Genomic DNA, 3,763 nt, shown 5'->3' on the forward strand with positions numbered 1-3,763 from the left:
GTGGAGGGCCGGCAGCGGCGAGGGAAGGAAGGCCGGTGAACTTCGCCACCAGTAATTCACCAACACGTTGAAAGGCGCCAGGCCGCGCACGTGGTGCCACCACATGCTCGGAATGAAGATCGCATCGCCCGGTTCCAGCACGGCGGTCTGCGCGCTTGCCAGTGCATCACGGAAGCGCGGGTGGCGCGCGAAATCCGGGCGGTCGAAATCCACTACGCTCACCACCTGCCCGCCTGGCGTAGGCTCCAGCGGCCCCGGATACAGATTGTCGATCTGCTCCGGCGGAAAAAGCGTGAACCGGCGCCGGCCCACGGCGCAGCACGCCAGGTTGTCCGGGGTGTCGAAATGGCAGGAGGCCGTCACCCGGTTGCCGATCCAGATGCTCGCCGACGCCTCGATGYCCTGCCCGGCCAGGCCGGCATCGTTGGCCTGCGCAAAGCCGGKGAGCGCCCGATCAATCAGCAGCGAAGCGACATAGTAAGTAGGTGGCCGTGGTGCCTCGAGCGTGTCTTCAATCTCGGCCAGCACCTGGGTCAGCAGGCCGCGCCGAACCTCAATGTTCAAGCGGGTGAAATCGTCGTTGTAGAACGGACGCCCTTCGATCTCGGGCCCGCCGAACGAATACGGGACAGGCACGCCCGCCTCGAAGCGGCGCAGATAGCCCAGCGCCTCCTGCGCGGAGCGCAGCCCGGCCTGTACCAGCGGCCAGTCGCGTGCGATGCCGCGCAGTACCACCGGTTCCCCGGCGGACACCAGTGACGCCAACGGCAGTGCCGTGGGCTCCACGTCCTCCAGTGTCCGCATGGCAACGCCGTCCAGCACCCGTCAGTTCCTGCCGGCCGCAGTGGCGACATCGGCGATGCGCAGGCGCCGTTGCTTCTCGGCGATCAGGCGTCGCATGTTGTGCAGCGAGGCCAGCATCAGGTAAGCACCTTCCAGATAGCCGGCACGGTTGAGTTCGGCGAGCGCGGGACCGTCCAGCAGGGCCAGGCGGTCCCGGTCGATCGCGTGCAGGCCGTTGACGCTGACCCGATGCTGCGGTTCGATCTGCACGTCGAGCGTGATGGGTTGAATCAGTTGGTGTGCATCGAGTCGGGCAAACATCGCTGCGCCAAAGGCATGGCCGTCGTGGATGCCACGCAGCACGCCTGCGATGTGGTCCAGGTAGGGCGTGTTGCCGCCTTGCGGCAGGAACACCGGCTCACCCTGCATCGCCTTCACGCGCGGATGGTCCAGGTCTACGTGCAGCACCGCTTCCTGGCTGGGTGCGCCATCGATCCGGCTCTCCTGGAAGCCGATGAGKAACGGCCCCTTGGCCGCTGCCCCGGGCAGATAGGCGGCATTCCAGCGACCTTCCTGCAGGAACAGATTTTCGTGCTGCTCGAACCCGAGCAGTGCCACCGATTGCCACTCGCCGGTGGCGACGTCCCTGCGAAGGAAGATGGGATATTCCCGCTGCAGTTCGGCGAACTCGCTCGGATAGGCCGGCACCATGCCGACGGCGTCACCAAACTCGGGTCCGAAGTCGGTGGCCACGCGCAGATCGCGGTGGGCGATGTTGTTGAGCATTTCGTAACGCGGCATGGTGTTCTTCCAACCCCATCAGGACCTTTGAACGGGTGCCGCTGCCAGGGCAGCGGCACCCCCACACATCAGAACCTGTAACGAACGCCGAGCATGTAGCGCGGGCTCTGGTCAGCCAGCTTCACGATCATCTGCGAGGTGCGCGAGCGCCAGCGGACGTCCTCACCGGTCAGGTTGATCGCTTCCAGACCGAACGACCAGTGATCATCCAGGGTGTAGTTCACGCTGAGATCCCACTGTTCGTAYGGTTCCACGTAGTACGGATTGCGGCTGGCACCCTGGTTGGCGAGGATCAGGTACTGGTCACGCCAGTTCCACGCCAACCGCACCGACCAACCGTATTTTTCGTACATTAGCACGGCGTTTGCGGTGTCACTGAGGCCCGTCAGCGCGAACTGGTCGATGCCCGGATCGCCCCCGTTGTTGTAGCCCACATCGCCCTTCACCAGGGTGTAATTGGCGAGGACGCCAAACCCGGTATCACCGAAGAAGTACTGCCCGCCCAGCTCCCAGCCGTGCAGCTTGGCCTGGTTCTGATTGATGGGACGGTTGACGTTGAACTGGTACAGCGGGTCGCCGGCCTGCCCATACAGATCGTAGGCCGCTTCGGTCGCCAGGACCTGCGCGTCGGTACCCGTATAGGCGCCCAACCCGGCCGGGTTGTTGCGCAGCAGCGCCAGCGCGGTGAACAGGGCCGTGTCATTGGCCGAGCAGGCCGCCGCATTGGCCGCACCGACCTGGGTGATACAGGCGCCGCTGTTGAGGAATGCCAATGCCGCCTGCGCATCCGGACCGGAGGTGGGATCCCTCAACCCGTAGAGATTTTCCTGCACGATGGTGTTGCCGACGAAGTTGTTGACCGACTTGTTCCAGTACGTCAACGACACATAGCTCGCATCAGCGAAGTACCACTCCAGCGCCAGGTYGAGGTTGTCCGACTCCAGCGGCTTCAACTGCGGGTTCTGGGCGGTGCCGCTGGCCCGCGAAGAGGGATCGATCAGCACCGAGCCAGACGGTTGCTGTGCGGTCGGGCCTGCGTAGAGGTTGCCGATCGGCGCGCGCGCGATGCTCTTGCCGAACGAGACGCGCGCCTTCAGGTCGTCCATGAGGTCGATGCTGAAGTCGAGGTTGGGCAGGAGGTAGCTGTAGCTGTTCTTCTCGGTGAACGGCTGCTGCTCGTCGGACAACACCACGCGGAAGTCGTTGTTGGACTGCCACTCGATGGCCTCCGGGATGGCGATGACCGACGTCGACACCACATCGGTTGTTTCATAGCGCACGCCCAGACGGGTATTGGTGCGCAGGCCGCCCAGCTCGCCGTCCAGCTCGACCTGGAAATAGGCCGATTTGGTCTTCTCCTCCACGAGGTTGTCGGCGGCGCGCTGCGGGCTCACGCCGAGGTTGGCACCATAGTTGTCCGCCGCCCACTGCGCCAGGCGGCCAGCATCGCCGCGCCAGGCGGTGAAGCTGTTGGCGTTGTAGTCGTTGAACAATCCGACGATGTTGACCGGCTGCAGCAGGTCCATCAGCCCGTTGGCAACATCCCCGTCCACGTTGGTCACGCCCCAGTCGCCCAGGGTGTTGTAGTTCTCCGCTGCCTGGATGCGGTGGGTGGTCTGCTTGCTCGAGTCCACGCCAAACTGGAAGCGCCCCTTGTCAAAGCTCCACTCACCGTCGATGCGACCCTGCTTGATCTCGCTGACCTGGGTCTGCGAATTGATGCGCAGCACCTGCGAACCGATCTCGCCCGGCGCAAAGCCCGGATTGACCACACCGTTGGTTTTGGCAATGGCATCGGCCGTGCTCGGGTACCAGACCTGGGTACCCACCGGCAGACCATTGTTGAAGTTCATTTCCTGCACCCACGAGCCACCGCAATGCGGCCCGGTGGTGCAGTTGTTGGTGCCGGCAATGCTGCTGAAGATGGATCCGCCCCCGGTGAGCGGATCGTTCGGCCGGCTTTCGTTCTTTGAATCGTGCGCGTCGAAGGTCAGCTTGAAGCGGTCGGTGACGTTCCACAGTGCATTGAAGCCGAGCGATCCCAGCTTGTACTTCTGCATGCTGCGCTGCTGTTCAAGCCCGAAATCCTTGGTCCCTGCGATTTCGCGGATATAGATCGGCGTAGCCACCGCACCGCTGGTGTCGAACGTTACATCGGTGTAGTTGCTGTTCTGCAGCC

The 3,763-nt window shown here is 63.9% G+C and carries 3 protein-coding genes; all 3 read right to left on the minus strand.

The features are described 5' to 3' along the window. On the minus strand, positions 1-804 hold an 804-nt coding region (locus ACXJKH_RS16735), incomplete at its 3' end, for a cupin-like domain-containing protein (protein ID WP_457320999.1). Positions 805-825: 21 nt separating this feature from the next. Further along, positions 826-1,584: a SapC family protein gene (locus tag ACXJKH_RS16740; RefSeq protein ID WP_457321001.1), complete on the minus strand. Its 759-nt coding sequence runs from the start codon at positions 1,582-1,584 to the stop codon at positions 826-828. A gap of 68 nt (positions 1,585-1,652) precedes the next feature. Beyond that, a partial coding sequence (locus ACXJKH_RS16745) for a TonB-dependent receptor (RefSeq protein ID WP_457321003.1) occupies positions 1,653-3,763 on the minus strand: 2,111 nt, incomplete at its 5' end.

This window comes from Stenotrophomonas sp. P5_B8 (assembly GCF_054049855.1).